13 protein-coding genes and 1 tRNA gene are annotated in these 14120 nt (G+C 53.6%); 7 read left to right on the top strand and 7 right to left on the bottom strand.

Annotated features, from left to right (window positions below; all coding sequences use genetic code 11):
- Nucleotides 1-490: 490 nt before the first annotated feature.
- From purN to NBE99_RS09455, 6 genes are all read right to left on the bottom strand, one after another.
- A complete protein-coding gene (gene purN, locus NBE99_RS09480) occupies nt 491-1132 on the bottom strand; it encodes a phosphoribosylglycinamide formyltransferase (protein ID WP_250681841.1) in 642 nt (213 codons plus the stop codon).
- Nucleotides 1122-2387 (bottom strand): S41 family peptidase, encoded by a 1266-nt coding sequence (locus NBE99_RS09475; RefSeq protein WP_250681840.1) that lies wholly within the window; start codon nt 2385-2387, stop codon nt 1122-1124. Before NBE99_RS09475 ends, purN begins: the two co-directional genes overlap by 11 nt.
- A gap of 95 nt (nt 2388-2482) precedes the next feature.
- A complete protein-coding gene (locus NBE99_RS09470; RefSeq protein WP_250681839.1) occupies nt 2483-4324 on the bottom strand; it encodes an iron uptake porin in 1842 nt (613 codons plus the stop codon).
- A 254-nt stretch (nt 4325-4578) separates the two neighbouring features.
- The gene (locus tag NBE99_RS09465) at nt 4579-6270 is read right to left on the bottom strand and encodes a DUF3685 domain-containing protein (RefSeq protein ID WP_250681838.1); all 1692 of its coding nucleotides are present in this window, start codon (nt 6268-6270) and stop codon (nt 4579-4581) included.
- Between the two features lie 16 nt (nt 6271-6286).
- A complete protein-coding gene (locus NBE99_RS09460) occupies nt 6287-6961 on the bottom strand; it encodes a potassium channel family protein (protein WP_250681837.1) in 675 nt (224 codons plus the stop codon).
- A 24-nt stretch (nt 6962-6985) separates the two neighbouring features.
- Nucleotides 6986-7573, bottom strand: coding sequence for a Uma2 family endonuclease (locus tag NBE99_RS09455; RefSeq protein ID WP_250681836.1), 588 nt, complete (start codon nt 7571-7573; stop codon nt 6986-6988).
- Nucleotides 7574-7683: 110 nt separating this feature from the next.
- On the opposite strand from NBE99_RS09455, the gene NBE99_RS09450 reads away from it, so the two are divergent.
- From NBE99_RS09450 to NBE99_RS09420, 7 genes are all read left to right on the top strand, one after another.
- Nucleotides 7684-8697 carry a hypothetical protein gene (locus tag NBE99_RS09450; RefSeq protein WP_250681835.1) on the top strand — a complete coding sequence of 338 codons (1014 nt, stop codon included), beginning with the start codon at nt 7684-7686 and terminating at the stop codon, nt 8695-8697.
- Nucleotides 8698-8790: 93 nt separating this feature from the next.
- The gene (locus tag NBE99_RS09445; protein ID WP_250681834.1) at nt 8791-9942 is read left to right on the top strand and encodes an NAD-dependent epimerase/dehydratase family protein; all 1152 of its coding nucleotides are present in this window, start codon (nt 8791-8793) and stop codon (nt 9940-9942) included.
- A 6-nt stretch (nt 9943-9948) separates the two neighbouring features.
- Complete coding sequence (locus NBE99_RS09440; RefSeq protein ID WP_250681833.1) at nt 9949-10785, top strand: sulfurtransferase; 837 nt, start codon at nt 9949-9951, stop codon at nt 10783-10785.
- Between the two features lie 30 nt (nt 10786-10815).
- Nucleotides 10816-11412 (top strand): DUF3611 family protein, encoded by a 597-nt coding sequence (locus NBE99_RS09435; protein ID WP_250681832.1) that lies wholly within the window; start codon nt 10816-10818, stop codon nt 11410-11412.
- 32 nt (nt 11413-11444) lie between these two features.
- On the top strand, nt 11445-12149 hold the full coding sequence (gene pyrF, locus NBE99_RS09430; RefSeq protein WP_250681831.1) for an orotidine-5'-phosphate decarboxylase: 705 nt from the start codon (nt 11445-11447) through the stop codon (nt 12147-12149).
- Nucleotides 12150-12201: 52 nt separating this feature from the next.
- A tRNA-Val gene (locus NBE99_RS09425) sits at nt 12202-12273 on the top strand.
- A gap of 54 nt (nt 12274-12327) precedes the next feature.
- A complete protein-coding gene (locus NBE99_RS09420; protein WP_250681830.1) occupies nt 12328-12660 on the top strand; it encodes a hypothetical protein in 333 nt (110 codons plus the stop codon).
- On the opposite strand, the gene glmU is transcribed toward NBE99_RS09420, so the two are convergent.
- Entirely contained in the window at nt 12657-14006 is a 1350-nt protein-coding gene (gene glmU, locus NBE99_RS09415) for a bifunctional UDP-N-acetylglucosamine diphosphorylase/glucosamine-1-phosphate N-acetyltransferase GlmU (RefSeq protein ID WP_250681829.1), read from the bottom strand. The two genes, NBE99_RS09420 and glmU, sit on opposite strands and share 4 nt — an antisense overlap.
- Nucleotides 14007-14120: the final 114 nt, after the last annotated feature.

The raw sequence follows: 14120 nt of genomic DNA, 5'->3' as shown, positions 1-14120 counted from the left end.
ACCACACCTTACCCTCTATGCTAGGGATTAATCTGAGAAAATGCAACATTTCGTTACAAAACCATAGAAAATGAAATAATCAGCCTGCTATTTAGTTATGATGCCTGCTATTTTCGGGAACACGCTCCCCAGAGACTTCCCCCACCAGAGGGAATTTATAGGGGGGACTGCCGCAGAACCAAATACGGGGTTTGAGTCGGACTGAATACCGACATCGCTCAGCAAACCCTCAAAGCAGTGGACAGAGCCTTCAGGTGGTTTTTCGGCTTGCTCAAAAAGGCTCAGCAAGGGCTGTACAGCTTTGCGCAGGTGAGGTTGCCCCGCTATCTGAAGAAAGATGGCTACTTCCCGCTGATCATGCTCGATCCTAACCCGAATCAATGTACCCTACTGCGAAAAGGATTCCGACGCAGTCCCCAAGCCAATCAGAAAAGAGGGTTGAAGTGTGCCACTGCCCTCGCCCTTAGTGGTTTTTGCTATTGGCCAAGGGTCAGCAGGAAGCTTGTGATTGCCGTGCGGCAATGTCGGCGATCGCCTGCTTGAGAATGCGGTGTTCTTGAACTTGAATGCGGGCATGGAGGGTTGCGGGCGTATCATCGGGAAAAACCGGCACCGCTGCTTGGACTAAAATTGGGCCACTATCCACTTCCTCCTCCACCAGATGCACCGTGCACCCTGTAATCTTGACGCCAGCAGCAAGGGCTTGCTCGACGGCACGCAACCCCCGAAAACTCGGCAGCAAACTGGGGTGCAGGTTAATTACCCGCTGGGGATAGGCGTTGAGCAGCACCGGCGTTACAATGCGCATCCAGCCTGCCATCACCACCCACTCGACATCATGAGCCTTGAGGGTTTCGACAATGGCAGCATCGAGGCTTTCCCGGCTGGGGTAGTGGCGATGGTTGAGGAGGACACTGGGAATTTGCCACTGTTTGGCGCGCTCGGCCACAAAGGCATCGGGATTGTTGTAGATCAGGACTTGAATCTGGGCGGCCAGTTCGCCGTGGGCGATCGCCTCCGCAAGGGCAGCAACGTTGGAGCCATTGCCAGAAGCTAAAACGCCCAATCGTAGGGGACGGGGTGCGGGCGCGATCGCGGGTGCCGCTGGCACAACAAGGGCCTCAGTGGACATGGGTAGCACGGGCATTACTGATTTTGGTGCTCAATAATTCTAAGGCCTTGGCCACCATTGGATCCGTGGGTCGAGCCACTAAATTGGGATTGAGCCGCAGTTCGAGATCGGTACTGGGATCCACCGTCACTAGCACATCGGGGGTGATGCCCCCGGCGGCAATATCGCGACCCCTTGGCGTCAAATAGCGGGCCACGGTTACTACAAGGGCAGAGCCATCCCCCAGTTCATGAACCGCTTGAACCCGCACCTTACCAAATGTAGGAGTGCCGACAACCGTTGCCCGCCCCTGATCCTGCAAAGCACCCGCCAAAATTTCACTGGCACTGGCGGAGGCCTGATTGACGAGAACCACGAGGGGCAACCGACTCAAGGCGCCTTGGCGAGCACGAATCGCCTCTTCCCGCTGATGTTGTTGAATGCGCACAATCACCCCAGAATCGAGCCATTGGCGAGTAATTTCAATCCCTGCTTCTAGTAGCCCTCCCGGATTGTGGCGCAAATCAAGGATAAAGCCTTGGACGTTCTGCCGTTGCAGAAGTTCGATCGCCTCTTGCATCTGTTGTTGGGAGCGACTGTTGAAGCCACTGAGGCGGATATAGCCCACCCGCGGGTTGTTGAGGATTTGAAAATTGACGGTGCGAGGAATTTCGCCAGCGCGGGTGAGTTCGACGCTAAAGGGTTGGGGTTTGCCCTCACGGCGCACGAGCAGGCGCAATTTACTGCCGGCAGGCCCCCGTAGAGCAAGGGTGGCGCGCTCCAATGTCAGGCGATCGCTCCCACGGCCATTGATGGCCAAAATTTCATCCCCAACCTTGAGGTCTGCCTTGGCGGCCACAGAACCGGGTTGAATCGCTTGAATGCGAAAGAGTTCCCCCGACTCCACCAAGGTTAGACCCACATCCACCTGCTGGCCTTGGGTTTGCAGCAGCAGTTGCCGGTACTCTTCGGGCGGCAGAAAGCGGGTATAGGGATCATTTAGCCGCAGAAGGGTTTGCTGAATCACCCGATGGGCCGTCTGGCGATCGCGATAGGGCTGTGAGAGCAACTCCCGCCGAATGCCCTGCCAATCAAGACGATTAAAGCTGCGATCCAGATAGCTTTTGTAGATAATTTGCCACGCCTCATCCACCAAGGCCTTGGGGGAATCTTTGAGCGTATTCGTGCCGGCGATCGCGGGTGGCATCCCCAAAAAGGCAAGACCCAGTCCAGCGATCGCCCACCGCTTTACTTCATTGGCACAGAGGTGTTTCACTCAGCACACCCCATGAACAACGCACCGCCCCTATTCTATCGTCCGCCCATAAAAAAAGCCCCCTCACAGGGAGGGGGAAACACGTCAGTGCGGATTTAGAAGCTAAACGTTGTCCGCACAGCGCCAACCACGATGGGGTCATTGACTGAGTTGCTGTTGGGGTTAAAGATCGCAATCACACCCGGCGTAATCGAGATATTGCGATTCACCGCAAAGCGGTAGAAGCCCTCTAGGTGATAGGAGTTAAACGCAGTGCGAGATGAAGCACCAGCACCTACTGGCGGTAAAGGACCGGGAACACCACCATTAAATGTGTTACTTAGGCTAATCACCTGAGGAGGTTGGCCAAAGATAAGGCCTAAAACATCCCCTTTGTTCCATAGGTCAGGAGCAGCAAACGTCACCGCCCAGTTCAGCACCTCTGCACTTTCCGCTCGTGTTGGATAATCTGCTTGGTTTTGAACGGCATCGACACTAGAGTAGCCAACCCAACCAGCAATATTGAATTGCTTGATCGGGCGGTAGGTAAACTGGAAGCCAAAAGAATCGGCAGTACTATTTGCAAAACCAGTACGAGTAGGATTAGCAGCAGAGAAATTACCTGTACTACCAGTTCCACCAAAGGGATCTAAGCCAAAGGAGTGCACATAGGTCACGCCCAGAGCTAAATTTTTTACTGGACGCACGTCCAGCTGTGCTAAGGCAGCATACGCTCCGTCAAAGAAACCATTAGTATTGCCAACAGCATTGTTAAAGCCAGCCGGATTGGCAGCATTCTGCTGGGGATTGCTAGCATTAGGTGCTAAGTAGCCCACATTGAGGGTGACGCCGGTGCCGCGCTCCTTGTTTTGCAGGATGTCGTATTTGAAGCTCACACCCGCAGCGTTGGCAGCGTTTCCTGCGCGGTAGATGGGGTTGAAGCGACCAAAGCGAGACAGGGCGCCCGTATCACTGGACTGGAGGAAGGGGTTGAAGTTGTTAAAGTTGTCGTTAAACTCCCCGCCCCTAAAGTCGAGGATCATCTGACCACGACTCGTGACAGGGAAGCTGTAGAATGCTTTTTGCAGTTCAAATTGGTTACCACTATCACCATCGTAGCCAAGGCGCCCCATGTTGGTGCCCATCAATCCAGCATAATTTTGAATGTTTGCAGCTTGCAAACGCAACCGCAGACGGTCTTTGCCGTAGAAGCTGGTATCGAGGTTCAGACGGACGCGGTTGTTAACAACAGTGTTGTCGTTAATTTCAGGCCGCGGTACAGGAAGAGCAGCACCCACTGCCACTGCCTGATCGTTCGTCAGAATATCGGAGACGTTGAAGATAATCGTGGCGTTGAGTTTGGTGAGGGTGGCAAATTGAGTGGCTTCGAGGTTGGCGACGCGGCCTTCGAGGTTGGTGACGCGGCCTTTGATGACGGCAAGTTCCTTGGCAAATTCCTGCATCAGTCGCCGCAGTTTTTCGAGGTCTTCTTTGGTGGCAAAGCGGTCACTAATCACATCCAAGCAGGCATTGAGAGCTGCAGCCATTTCGTAACGGGTAGCAGCCCGATTCCCACGGAAGGTGCCATCGGGATAGCCAGCAATACAGCCATATTTCTCCACCAGCGAAGCAAGGGCTTGGTAGGCCCAGTCGGTGGGGCGCACATCCGAGAGTTGGCTAACAGAGGTCACTTGACCCATGCTTGCAGTTGGGCTAGGGCTACCCCCTGCTTCGAGTTCCGCCACCGAAGGGGTGGACATGCTGCTGCGGCGGTTTTGAGCAATCAGGGCTGGGCTGTTGGGCAGTGTACTTAAAGATTCAGCCCCCGTCGTTGGAGTTTGGAACTGAGTGGCACTGAAGTTGGTCAAAGAGGTATCGGCTGCTGTAGCCCCACCTGCAAACACACCTAACAATAAAACAGGCGAGGTCAAAACCCAGCCCGGAAAAATGCGGGACATAACGTTTTACTCCTTCACTCCTCAATGAAGTTGTCTGAGAGGGTTGATCTCTAAGACAGGTTTCTCAATCATTGATCCTACTGAGATGGTTGCTAGAATTATGCATCCGCAGGCAAGCTGAGCTATCAGACTTTCCTACAGAGGCTCTAGCGCACCTCATCGCCCCTCTTACCCAAAATGAAGAGGTAGCTTTCCTCGGTCAGATTCTAACACAGTGCTCTTTGGTGCAAGGTTGTCCCAAGGTTAAGAGTCGTTTAATATTTCATGCCCTCAGGCTTGGATGAGCTTTTGGAGGCTTCCGAGCGACTCCAGCCACTGCCAACGGATTGACCAATCCCCTGCAAAATGCCGCGACCAATGAGTCCCAAGCCGCGACCAATCACCTGCGTCAGCAGATACACAACCCCCTTACCCACCCAGGCCACCACGGCTCGTACAGGGGGAGCCAAGGCATCGCGAGCCTCAAGGGCCAAAGTCAGTGCGTAGGGAATTCCCTCCAATTCCAGTAGCTCCTGTTGACGGGGCACCGTTAGTGCCAGTTCCTGAATCCCCCGCTCCGTGAGTCGCAGCAAGACCAACCGACTTTCAAAGATGTTTTGGGGTTCCTTGACCCAGCGCTGCCAGCGGTAATGCCAAGAGAGGGCGTTGCGAAAGCGTTCCATTTCCCGCATTGAGGCATAGTGTGGCTGAAAAAACGTTTGTTGGACAATCTCGCTGTAGCAGCAACGATTCAGCAGGGGATAGACAATGCCATTGGCAACGGTGAGTAACCAATGATCAAGGAGAGCATCAAGGATTTCTAAGGCGGCAGCCGTGCTATAGCGATAGCTTTGCTGATGAATCACAAGCGGCTGTTGGCTCAACAAGTGGGCCAGTATTTCCGCCACGAAGGGGATAGGCTTGAGATAGACAGTGGTCACAGTCTCCCTTTCGCTGAGCAGTTGCTCAATGAGGTCGGAGTCACTCCCCAAGATAAAACGATAGGGACGAAAAAACTCCCGCAGGCTTTGTTCCCAAAGATCAAAGAGCAGGCGATCGCGCCGTTGCTGCAAAAACTCCATACTCGGTGGTATGGCTTGCAATGTGCGCACCAAGAGATCCCACTGCCGCAAAATGGTGTAGAGCAGTTCCTGTCGCTGCTTTAGGGTCAGCACCTCTAGCTCCAAAGGCCGGCTGGTCAGGTTTAGTAGATCCGATTGCATCCGCTGCAAGCAGCGATCCACCAGTTGGGAAATGATTTCCACTTGGGGAGGGGCAGGGGCAACCAGCGGCGCAGCGGGAACGTGACGGGGTTGAGGCAGAAAGCGCGATACCAACCAGCGGGCGGCTCGAATTTCCCGATGCCGACCTTCACACACTAGGCGTTCCAGAGGCGATAGGCTCGCCCGACCGAGATGCTGATCCAAAGCCTGCAACCACGCCTCCATTTCCGCCATTCCTTGGTGCAATACCCGATACCGCCAGCGATCCCAAGGATTAGGAAAGAGCACACTCAAAGGGGGTGGGGGGAGGGTTACGGCATGAACGATTTCCCCTTGGGCAATGGCCAGAATTCCCCGCAACAGATCACCGAGCGCTGTATTGCGGTAGTAAATGCCCTCTACACCCACCTGTTGTGCCAAAGGGACGAGTTCCAAAGCCGCAGGGCGTACCGTAAGAATCACTCGCACAGTAGGATAGTGCTGTTTTAGCCATTGCCACAGCCAAGGTGTGGCGGCATCATTCACGGTCAGCTGGGCGTCGCAGAGAACAATCCAAGGATCGTGTTCCTTGTCTAGGGGGGTGTTTGCAAGATACGTCATCAAGCCATGGCTATCGTGAAACACCAATGGTTCAATCCCCAACTGCTGCTGAATGCCCGTCCAGAGGCCAAGGCGTACAACATCTTCTCCCTCGACAATGATTAGGCCAAAACGAAGGGAGGCATCAGCAGTTACAGCAGTCATGGGCATTGGTCGAGACTTAGTGGGGGTGAGCAGAACGACTATTCAGATATTGACTGACAAGCCGCGCCATGACAATTGCCGAATACATCTGGCCAAAAATTGCTTCCAAGTTGGCGATCGCCATCGCTAAAGGAGTTGTGGGAGTAATATCGCCATAGCCTACGCTCGTGAGGGTTGTAAAGCTACAATACAGCAGACTAAACAAATGATCGAGGTGTGCTGGCCGCGAAAAGCTTGTTGGCACATAGTCCGATAAGATTCTATAAACAAAGAAAAAAGAATACCCCACCAAAAAGTACACACAAATCCCCCCACGAATGGAGTCCCCCGTAATCATATTGGCGCTAAAGATGCGACCCAAAATGAAAACAACAGCCATTACAGTAATGATGAGATGAAAACCATTGATGAAGAGCGAGAGCTGCTGGTAGTCAATGGCAAAGAGCACAAGGATAAATTCCAAAAAACCAACCAAAAATGTACCAACAATAAACCAAGCTAAGTGATGAAACCGCACCTCAAACGTGCGCAGTGTGAAGGCAACCACACTCGAAACCAAAATGATAAAGGCTAAAATAGAGGGTATTGCCCCCTGAACCATTGTCGGCACGAGTAGCAGCAAAATTTGCGCCACCAGCAACTGGGTGTACTTGTTTTCCAGCAGAATGGGGTGGCGGAGGGGGTAAGGCATAGAGGGAGGTCAAGGAATTCTTTTTTAGGACTCAGCTAACTCAACGTCCGCATAGAGATCACTGAGTTTTAAGGAAGTCTGTAACGAGGGCACTGGCAGTTCCTGCGTAATATCTTGCCAAATTGTGAGCAACCATTGATGTTCAGCTTGCCGCACATATTGTTCAACACAGGGGCGCTCTTGGCTGATGAGCAGATATTCTTGAAGGGTCGGAATCTGGCGATAGTCGAAAAATTTTGTCCCGCGATCGCGATCTGCCGTCGAAGGCGATAAAACCTCAGCAATGAAGATCGGGTGCATCACCACATCGTTGCGTCCCTCCACCAATGGCACCGGCTTCGGCGTCACCATGACATCAGGATAGTAGTATGACTGGGTTTCCGGAATCCACAGACGTTGATCTGTGACAAAGACGCGGTAGGGCTGTCCCTTGAGTGCCAAACTCAACAGAACAGTTAAGGAACGAACCAACTCATTATGATTAACGCTGCCCCCGGGCATGGTGTAAAGTTCTCCTTGGCGATACTCATGGCGCTCCGTTGCCACCACTTCTTGAGCTAAGTAAGCTTCCGGAGTGAGGTATGTGACCGCTGGCTCCAATACTGTGTTCATCAGAGTTCCCGTCAACGCGATAGTTCGATCCTAAGCACTGACAATGCGGGATGGTTATCTCTACTGTTTGGGATAGGCTATACTGCTGAAGCTGTGCTTTTCTCCGACCGATGGAGCCAACGCCTGATTTTGTTTTGCCCATTCCTGCGGCGGATACGCCCCTTTCGGAAGAGGAATTTCTCCAACAGGTACGCCAAGCATGGCAGGTGTGTGAGCGCTTTGACCTGCAAACGGAGATCTGGCGGGGACAAATTTTGCGAGCGGTGCGCGATCGCTATCGCCGTCAAGGAGATGAACGAGGGATAGGCTTCCAACAGTGGCTCCAAGAACAGGAGATTAGTAAACGCCGTGCCTATGATTTGATTCAGTTGGCAGATCGTGCCGATGAATTGCTCAAGGAACGTCCTCTGCCTCCCGAAGCCATTTCTCGTTTTAGTAAACGCGCCTTTTTGGAAACCGCCGCAGCAGATCCTGAGGTGCAAGCCCTGATTACCCAAGCAGCGGCAGGGGGCGATCGCATTACCCACCGTGAAGTACGCCAACTGCAAGAGGAATGGACTGCCCTGCACTCTGATCTCTTACCGCCAGTGGTGCGGCAAAAGGCCAGCGATCGCACTCTTGCCCCCCGCTACGTCGCCCCCTTAGTCAAAGAATTAGAAAAACTTCCTCCCCAGCAGCAACAGGAACTCTCCCAAGTCCTAGCCAGTGATCCCAGTGTGGATACAGTTAAGGAAGTCACGGCGACGGCTCGCCAACTCAGCCGCTATCTGGAGGCTGCCCCCCAGATTCAAGCCCTCAACGCCCACCCTGTGGATTTGGAACAAGTCCTGATCGAAGCCCAGCGCCTTGAGCAACTCCAAACCGTTGCCGATCTCCTGCAGCAGGCCGCCCAACTGGAAAGCGCCATTGCTCGCCTCTATACCACATGGCAGCGCGTCAGCCATTTGAGCGATCTCCTCTACCAAGAATCGGGTGCCAGCACCCCGCAATTACAGGCGCTATTGGAGGCTTTGGACTTTCTCTCTGGGGATGTGGTGCAAATTGAATTAGCGGGGCAAATTGTTAAATTGCATATCCTCTTAGAAAGAGAAACGAGTGTCCCTGATTCTCCTGCCGAATTCTAAACCAGTGGATCAACGGCGTCCCGATTACTGGTAACGTGGTATGGAAGCCATCTAATAGCTGGCGGAGTAGTTATCGATTTCAGCGCGGTTAGCATGAGAGTCCTCGTAATTGGCGGTGATGGTTATTGCGGCTGGGCAACAGCCCTCTACCTTTCAAATCGTGGCCATGATGTTGCGATTTTGGATAGCCTGATTCGGCGCCACTGGGATGCCGAACTCTGTGTGGAGACCCTCACACCGATCGCGCCCATTCAGCATCGTCTGCAACGTTGGCAAGATCTGACCGGCAAGAAAATTGGTCTCTACATTGGCGATATTTGCAACTATCACTTCCTTGAGCGCGCCATGCTCGAGTTTCAGCCTGAGGCGATCGTCCACTTTGGCGAACAGCGCTCCGCCCCCTACTCCATGATTGATCGTGAACACGCTGTCCTCACCCAAGTCAATAACGTTGTCGGCACCCTCAACCTGCTGTACGCCATCCATACCCACAACCCTGACTGCCACCTTGTAAAACTAGGCACGATGGGTGAATACGGCACCCCCAACATTGACATTGAAGAAGGCTACATCACGATTGAGCACAATGGTCGCAAAGATACCCTGCCCTATCCCAAGCAGCCGGGGAGTTTCTATCACCTCAGTAAAGTTCACGATAGCCACAACATCCACTTTGCCTGCCGCATTTGGGGCTTGCGAGCCACCGATTTGAACCAAGGGGTGGTCTATGGGGTGCTTACCGAAGAAACGGGCATGGATGAACTGTTGATCAACCGCTTGGACTACGACAGTATCTTTGGTACTGCCCTCAACCGCTTCTGCATTCAAGCCGCCATTGGTCATCCCCTCACCGTCTATGGCAAGGGGGGGCAAACCCGTGGATTCCTAGATATTCGCGATACGGTTCGCTGCATTGAATTGGCCGTTAACAACCCCGCAGCACCGGGTGAGTTCCGCGTTCTCAACCAGTTCACAGAACAGTTTAGTGTCGGTGACCTTGCCCACAAAGTGCAAGAAGCGGGTAAAGCCCTCGGCCTCAAGGTGGAAATTCAACACCTCGAAAATCCCCGTGTTGAGAAAGAAGAGCACTACTTCAACGCCAAAAACACAAAATTGCTGGATTTGGGACTGCAACCCCACTATCTGTCGGATTCGCTCCTTGACTCCCTACTGAACTTTGCCATCAAGTACAAAGACCGGGTGGATGTCAATCATATTCTGCCCAAAGTGAAATGGCGCGCCTAAGCTCCTATGACCCCCTATGCCGTAACGGCGTCTTGGTTGGCTGACCATTTGGCAGATCCCACAGTGGTGATTGTGGATTGCCGCTTTGACCTCATGGACACCAGACGCGGCCAACGGGAGTATGCTCAAGGACACATTCCAGGAGCCTACTATCTCGACCTAGAGCAGGATCTCTCCAGTCCTCGGCAAGAACATGGCGGGCGTCATCCCCTACCTGATCCAGAGAAGTTGGCAGCACGGCTGAATCAAATGGGGGTTACCCCGCAAACGCTGGTGGTGGCCTATGATGATTCGCGGTTTGCCTATGCGGCTCGCTGCTGGTGGCTCCTGCGCTGGTTGGGTCACGATCGCGTGGCGGTGCTCGATGGAGGCTATCGTGCCTATGTTGAAGCCGGGTATCCAACCACCCCTGAGGTGCCCTCGCCGCGACAGGGGAACTTCAAGCCCCACCCTCATCCGGAGTGGGTGGTAGATCGTGCTGCGGTGCTGGCGGCTCAAGCCGACCCCCAGACAGTGATTGTGGATGCCCGTGAACCTCGGCGCTATCGCGGTGAAATTGAACCGATTGATCCTGTGGCAGGTCATATTCCCGGAGCGGTGAACTATCCATGGCAGGCCATCTCCGATGAGCAGGGGCGCCTTAAATCGGTTGCCGACCTGCAAGCCCACTGGCAGCCTATTGCGGAGGCTGAGCAAATCATTGTCTATTGTGGATCGGGGGTGACGGCCTGTGTGGATATTTTGGGGCTGGCGATCGCTGGCCTTGATCAAACTAAGCTCTACGCCGGTAGTTGGAGCGATTGGTGTTCCTATTTGACGGCACCCGACAGCCGTTCGCTATGATCGAGCCTAAGCCCCCTTCCTCACCGAACCATGGAACGTCTTCCCGGTAATGCTCCGCCGCCATCCCATCGAGGTACCACCCAACCCCTGCACCGTCTTGGCCGTGAACTGCGACGCTTTGGCTGGATTGGCTTTTGGACACAGGTGGTCCTAGGCTTTGTCTCACTTTTGATCGTCATTATTGTCATCTTTAGTCGCCAATTTAATATCAATCGGCCAGCCAACGGCATGAATAGTCCCACCTTGGGGTTAGTGCTGGCGATTATTGGTTTGGTGTTTTTAGGCGTGAGTATTTACTGCTGCTATCGCTATCCACAACTGGGACGACGGTTAGATCAACCGGCAAAACGCCCGACTAAGGAGCATGTAATTCGCAGTTTGAATATTGGTCTTTGGGTAAATATCGCGGGCATGATTTTTACCGTAGCAGCCGCAGAGTGGAATGTGGGGATGTTGTTGCTCAAGGTGCTGTCAATTCCCCAAGGGGCAGCAGTCTATGCGACAAATGTGCTGATTGAGCCGTTGGAGATTTTTGTGATTCAGGCGAAGGTGAATACGATTGCGGCTCAGTTGACGGGTATTATTGTGGCGCTGTGGTTGTTGCGCTGTGTGCGCCGCCCTGTTTAGGAATGTTCAGTGGGTGAGGAGACCAAATAAACTTGTTTGATTCTCAAGACGCTGTTGCCAGCAAAATTATTGTGGCTTTGGATGTGCCCAATCTGGAGGTGGCGATCGCCACCATTCATACCCTGCCCCAAGTGCAATTTTGGAAAGTGGGGCTAGAACTCTTTTGTGCCAGTGGGCCGATTATTCTTGATGTGCTCAAGGATCAGGGAAAGCGTATCTTTCTCGATTTGAAGCTCCACGATATTCCCAATACGGTAGCAGCAGCCGCACGGGCGATCGCCCCCTATGGGGTGGACTTTGTGACCATCCATGCCGCAACGGGGCTAGCGGGTCTAAAAAGCGCTCAGGCTGCCCTAGGGGAAAGCACCACTCAACTCATTGGGGTGACCCTACTCACCAGCATTGACGCAGACACCCTCCAGCAGGAACTCCAGATCCCCCTTGATCCCACCACCTATGTCGAGCGTATGGCTGATCTCGCCCATCAGGCCGGACTAGCGGGCATTGTCTGCTCCCCTCAGGAGGCTGCACGGGTGAAACAACGCTGGGGAGACGCCTTCCTGCGCATTTGTCCGGGGATTCGCCCCCTTGGTACCGCCACAGGGGATCAAGCGCGATCGCTCACGCCTAAAGCGGCCTTTGCTGCCGGCGCATCTTACCTTGTGATTGGCCGTCCGATTTTACAAGCAGCGGATCCCGCTGAGGCCTTTGATGAAATTTGCCACAGCCTCGTCTGAGCGATTTACAAAAGCCTGCAAACCAAGATATGATTAAAAATCGTCTGAACTAGGGCGATTAGCACAGTGGTAGCGCACTTCCTTCACACGGAAGGGGTCACTGGTTCGAATCCAGTATCGCCCATTATTTTCTTAAGGTTATAAGATGAACTCATTCAGACGAGTTTAGGACTCTGCCATGAGTACCCCCATTCCGCCGATTCAGCTTCCCCCCTGTGGTGACTGCACTGCGGATGCGGCATGGTTGGAGGCGGCTCTTCTCGATTGGCTCAATACCGAGTATTTACCAGAAGCTGTGAATCTGGCGATCGCTCAGCGGGCCGCCCAAGTGTACCGCCGTCAGCGGCTGGAAGGGGAGCATGATCTGGGGGGCATTCTCTTGGCACTCGTCACGGAGCTGCAAGAGTTTGATTTTTCCCAAAGCTTCTATAGCGAGTTTGCAGTCGCCAATGCGGTGAGTGATCTGCTCCTGCGGCGGCTGGGCATTGAACCCTGCTGTGGGGCGGGCTAGGCTTGGGGGTGCCAGTTCGGTTTAACTACTTGACGACAGCGGGCAATGACAAGGGCATTATCCGGTACATCTTTTGTGACCGTCGAACCCGCTGCCACCGTAACATTTTCGCCGAGGGTCACCGGAGCCACTAAAACACTGTTGGCACCGGTCTTGGTGCCGCTACCGATATGGGTGGGGTGCTTGCGGACGCCATCATAGTTGGCGGTAATGGTTCCTGCCCCGATATTGACGCGATCGCCCAAGGTGGCATCACCTAAGTAGGACAGATGAGAGGCCTTGGTGTCACTGCCCAACTGCGCTTTTTTTAGCTCGACAAAGTTACCAATGCGGCAGTGCTCAGCAACCACACTTTGCTGCCGGATGTGGGCAAAAGGGCCCACTTGAGTATCACTGCCAATCTCACTGTCGGTAATCACGGCATAGCGAGCCGTCACCCGTTCACCAATGACACTGTTTTCAATCAAAGTGCTAGGTCCAATGATACTGCCACTGCCAATACGGGTGTGCCCGCGCAAGTGGGTTTGCGGTTCAATCACCACATCGGGTGCCAACTCCACGGTGTCTTCAATGGTGGTACTTGCAGGATCAATCAGGGTCACCCCCGCCTGCATCCACGCTTTTTTAATCCGATTTTGCAGAACTTGGTAAGCCGCCGCTAACTGAACGCGATCGTTGACTCCCAAAATTTCCTCATAGTCTTCCACGTCCACCGCCATCACAGGACTGAGGGCATTGACAGCATCGGTGAGGTAGTATTCCTGCTGATCATTGTTGGATTGGAGATAGGGCAACACAGCAGCCAGTTGCGGCCAGTGGAAACAATACACCCCAGCATTGATGCGGCGGTTTTGCTTTTGGGCTGTGGTGCAGTCACGATCTTCAATAATTTGCTTCAAGATATTCTGACTGTCACAAATCACACGACCATAGCCCTGGGGGTTGGGAATTTGGGCTGTTAAAATCGTAGCCGCATTGTTGTGTTTCTGGTGGACTTCGAGCAACTTTGCCAGTGTCTCCCCACGCAAGAGGGGCACATCGCCATTGAGCACCAAAAGATGGCCTTCATAGTCCTTGAGGTGGGGTAAAAGCTGCTGTACAGCATGACCCGTTCCCAGTTGTTCCCGCTGCTCGACAAATTCCACGTGGGGCTGATCAGCTAGCGCGGCACGGACAGCGTCTCCCCCATAGCCAATGATCACAAACTGCCGTTGCGGTTGCAGAGATTGAACTTGGTGCAAAACCCAGCCCACTAGGGATCGTCCGCCGAGGGGATGAAGAACTTTGGGCAGTGAGGATTTCATCCGTGTGCCTCGTCCTGCCGCTAAGACTGCCACAATGATCATGGATTTGTTGTGCCTCAATGCGCAAAGGGATGGCGAACGAGCAATACTGGGGGGAAGCAGCCCAGCCGCATCAACGCCATGCACAATTGGAGTATACCAAGGTTGCGGTAGCCA

This window comes from Thermosynechococcus sp. HN-54 (genome assembly GCF_023650955.1).
Taxonomy (GTDB): Bacteria; Cyanobacteriota; Cyanobacteriia; order Thermosynechococcales; family Thermosynechococcaceae; genus Thermosynechococcus.
Note: the sequence above shows the minus strand (reverse complement) of the source record. Positions and strands in the feature narration are given on the sequence as shown.